The organism is Streptomyces sp., assembly GCF_031178505.1.
In the GTDB taxonomy this organism is placed as follows: Bacteria; Actinomycetota; Actinomycetes; order Streptomycetales; family Streptomycetaceae; genus Streptomyces; species Streptomyces gulbargensis.
The window spans coordinates 1-3,496 of the sequence record NZ_JAPSIW010000727.1 but is presented as its reverse complement, the minus strand read 5'-3'; the positions used below and the strand labels follow the sequence as shown (position 1 = coordinate 3,496).

4 protein-coding genes are annotated in these 3,496 nt (G+C 75.1%); all 4 read left to right on the top strand.

The window, feature by feature from the left end; translation table 11 throughout:
• The coding region (locus RIF68_RS31250; RefSeq protein ID WP_309054635.1) for an SDR family oxidoreductase at positions 1-572 on the top strand (572 nt) is incomplete at its 5' end.
• 185 nt (positions 573-757) lie between these two features.
• Positions 758-1,858, top strand: a complete 1,101-nt coding sequence (locus tag RIF68_RS31245) for a glutamate--cysteine ligase (protein WP_309054634.1) — start codon at positions 758-760, stop codon at positions 1,856-1,858.
• Positions 1,859-2,001: 143 nt separating this feature from the next.
• The gene (locus tag RIF68_RS31240) at positions 2,002-2,247 is read left to right on the top strand and encodes a hypothetical protein (protein WP_309054633.1); all 246 of its coding nucleotides are present in this window, start codon (positions 2,002-2,004) and stop codon (positions 2,245-2,247) included.
• 172 nt (positions 2,248-2,419) lie between these two features.
• The gene (locus tag RIF68_RS31235) at positions 2,420-3,307 is read left to right on the top strand and encodes an oxygenase MpaB family protein (RefSeq protein ID WP_309054632.1); all 888 of its coding nucleotides are present in this window, start codon (positions 2,420-2,422) and stop codon (positions 3,305-3,307) included.
• The last annotated feature ends 189 nt before the right edge of the window (positions 3,308-3,496 follow it).

Here is a 3,496-nt window from a genome sequence, read left to right as displayed (position 1 = left end):
GGCTCGCCGACGAACTGGGCCGCATCGACGTCCTGGTCAACAACGCCGGCACGGGGACGGCCACCCCCTTCCTCGACCTCGACCTCGACACCGTCCGCCAGGTCCTCGACGTCGACCTCGTGGGGCCGTTCCTCTGCTCCCAGCGGGCGGCCCGGCGCATGATCGACCAGGGGGGCGGGGGCCGCATCGTGAACGTCACCTCCGTGCACGAGCACCAGCCCCGCGTGGGCTCCGGCCCCTACTGCGCCGCCAAGGGGGGCCTCGGCCTCCTCACCCAGGTCATGGCCCTGGAGCTCGCCGAACACGGCATCACCGTCAACGCCGTCGCCCCCGGCGAGATCGCCACCCCGATGACGGGCCAGGAGGACACCGACGTACGGGACGAGGACAGGCCCGGCATCCCGCTCGGCCGCCCCGGGGACGCACGGGAGGTCGCCGAGGTCATCGCCTTCCTGGCCGGGCCCGGGTCCTCCTACGTCACCGGCGCCTCCTGGGCCGTGGACGGCGGCATGCTCCGCATGGGCCCCATGGCCGGCTCCCACCTGGACAGGAACGACTGGCGCCGGCCCTGAGACCGGCTTCTGCCGCGCTTCTCCCGGCGTCCCGGGCCGTACGTGACGAAAGTCGCCGGGGCCCCGGACCTCCGGCGGGCATGACCTGCCGCTTCGCGGGCACGAGCGGCTCAGGAACGAGGGATGACCTTCGCGGGACGGCGGCCAACCGGGCCGGCCGTCCCGGCGGAGGCGGGAGAGCGACCATGCGCACGGTAGGAGTCGAAGAAGAGCTGCTGCTCGTCAGCGAGCGGACCGGGGAGCCCCTGGCGGTGTCCTCGGCCGTCCTGGCGGCGGTCGCCGCGGGTGGCGACGACGACGCGGAAGAGGTCTTCGAGAAGGAGCTCCACCAGGAGCAGCTGGAGTTCGCCACCCGGCCGCTGGCCGACATGAACGCCCTGCGCGAGGAGATCGTCCGCTGGCGCGGGGAGGCCGGGCGCCACGCCCGGCAGGCCGGCGCCCGCGTCGCCGCCCTCGCCACCTCGCCCCTGCCGGTGGAGCCGTCCAGGAACCTCGGCCGCCGCTACCGCTGGATGGCCGAACAGTTCGGCCTCACCACCCAGGAACAGCTGACCTGCGGCTGCCACGTCCACGTCTCCGTCGAGTCCGACGAGGAGGGCGTGGCCGTCCTGGACCGCATGCGGCCCTGGCTCTACCTCCTCAACGCGATCAGCGGGAACTCCCCGTTCTGGCAGGGCATGGACAGCGGCTACAGCAGCTACCGAAGCCGCGTCTGGAACCGCTGGCCTTCCGCCGGGCCGTACGAGCCGTTCGGCAACGCGGAGGGCTACCACTCGCGCGTCCGCGACATGCTCGCCACCGGTGTCCTGCGCGACCCCGGCATGATCTACTTCGACGCCCGTCTCTCCCACAACTACCCGACCGTGGAGATCCGCGTCGCCGACGTCTGCCTGGAACCCGAGACCACGGCCCTGGTGGCGACCCTCGCCCGTGGCCTGGTGGAGACGTCCGCACGCGCCTGGCGCGAGGGCGAGCCGGCCCCCGACTTCTCCGCCGGCCTGCTCCGCCTCGCCTCCTGGCGGGCCGCCCGCTCCGGACTCCAGGGACCGCTCCTCCACCCGGTGACGATGCGCGAGACCCCGGCCGAGACGGCCCTCGCGGCCCTCCTCACGCACACCGAGGACGCGCTGCGGGACAGCGGGGACCACGAGGCGGCCGTCAAGGGCGTGGAGACCCTGCTCGCGCACGGCGGCGGTGCGCAGCGGCAGCGCGAGCTGTACGAGGAGGGCCGCGACCTCGCCGAGGTGGTACGGGCCTGCGCCCGGATCACCACCGGCGAACTCTGACCGCACCGGACCCATCGGCCGGCCGGGGCACGGCCCGTTTCGGACCGGGCGCGCGGGGCAGCCGCCCGTCGTGCCCCGCCGGGCGGCCGGGGCACCCGTGAGGACCGGCCGCCCGACCCGTACGACCCTGTGAGGGAGAGATCATGACCCAGGACGAGACGCGCCACGAGGACGACGGCGAGTCGCCGCGCACCACCCCGTCCCAGGCCGTCGGCGAGAGCGGCGACGAGGAGGCGCGGCGCCAGGCGGAGGACGCCGTGCAGCACCGCTCCGTGGAGGACGCGGCGGACGAGGACGGCAGCACCGCCAAGAAGCAGAGTCCCGGCCTCGGCCGTGAGGAACAGCGCGCCCCGCACCCGGACGACGGCACGCGGGAACAGACCTCCTGAGCGGAGGGCCGGCCGGTGGAGCGGCGGACGGCTCCCGCGGTGCCCGGACGCGCCGCGCGCCCCGGGGGCACGCGCTCCCGGGCCCGGGGCCCCGGGCAACGCCGGCCGTCCCCGCCCCGGCCCGCCTTCCGCGCCCTTGGGGACGGCCCCCGCCCGGGCGCATACTGGGCTCATGGTCCGGCGGCCGCAGCTCCTCGGCGATCTGCGGGGGCGGGCCGGTGAGAGCCTTCTGCACCGCGTCGCGGGGCCGGACGCCCACCGGACGCGCGCCCGCATCCACGGCACGCCCGGACCGCGCTGGTTCCCTCCCGGAAGCCCGGTGCGGACCGTCCACGCCGACGCCTCGATGTACATCGGCGGTCTGGCGGCCCTCCTGCTCCAGTCGCTGCACCCCACGGCCATGGCCGCCGTCGCCGCGCACTCCGGGTTCCGCTCGGACCCCTGGGGCCGGCTCCAGCGGACCAGTACCTTCCTCGCCGTCACCTCCTTCGGCACCGCCGAGGACGCCGAGCGGGCCGTCGCGCGGGTGCGCGAGACCCATGCGGCGATCCGCGGACGCACCCGTGAGGGCGTCCCGTACCGCGCCTCCGACCCGCACCTGTTGACCTGGGTGCACGTCGCCGAGACCGAATGCTTCCTCCGGGCGCACCAGCGATACGGCCGCCGGCCGCTCGGCCCCCGGGAACAGGACGAGTACGTCGCCGCGATGGCCTCGGTCGCCCGGCGGCTCGGCGCCGAGGACCCACCGGTCACCCGCGCCGGACTGACCGCGCGGATCGCCGCGTACCGACCGGAACTCCGCTCCACCCCCGAGGCCCGGGCCACCACCCGCTTCCTCCTCGCCGAACCGCCCCTCCCGGCTCCCGCGCTCGCGCCGTACGCCCTCCTCGCCGCCGCGGCCGTGGAGCTGCTGCCGCCCTGGGCGCGGAGCCCGCTCGAACTGCCGTACCGCACACGGCTCCTGCTGCCCGTAGGCCGGGCCGGTGGCCGCGCGGTCACCGCGGCCGTCCGCTGGGCGGTGCCGGCCCCGCCGGCCCCGCCCGTACACCCGGCCGTCTGACGTCCCTTCACCGTGCGCCGGGCCGTGCGCCCACGTGCTCCTTTCGATGCGATCGCGTCAACTTCAGGCTGGTTCCGGTCGGAAACCCCCTCTGTTCATGGGGTGTTGCCCGACAGTCCTCACATGCGCGTATTACTCTCCATTGACCTGCTCTTGAACTTGCTTTGGTGAATTCCGGCGGCCGTGCCA

Coding starts and splice junctions, on each gene's coding strand:
- RIF68_RS31235 (WP_309054632.1), top strand. CDS start 2,420: ATGGTCCGGCGGCCGCAGCTCCTCGGCGATCTGCGGGGGCGGGCCGGT.
- RIF68_RS31240 (WP_309054633.1), top strand. CDS start 2,002: ATGACCCAGGACGAGACGCGCCACGAGGACGACGGCGAGTCGCCGCGC.
- RIF68_RS31245 (WP_309054634.1), top strand. CDS start 758: ATGCGCACGGTAGGAGTCGAAGAAGAGCTGCTGCTCGTCAGCGAGCGG.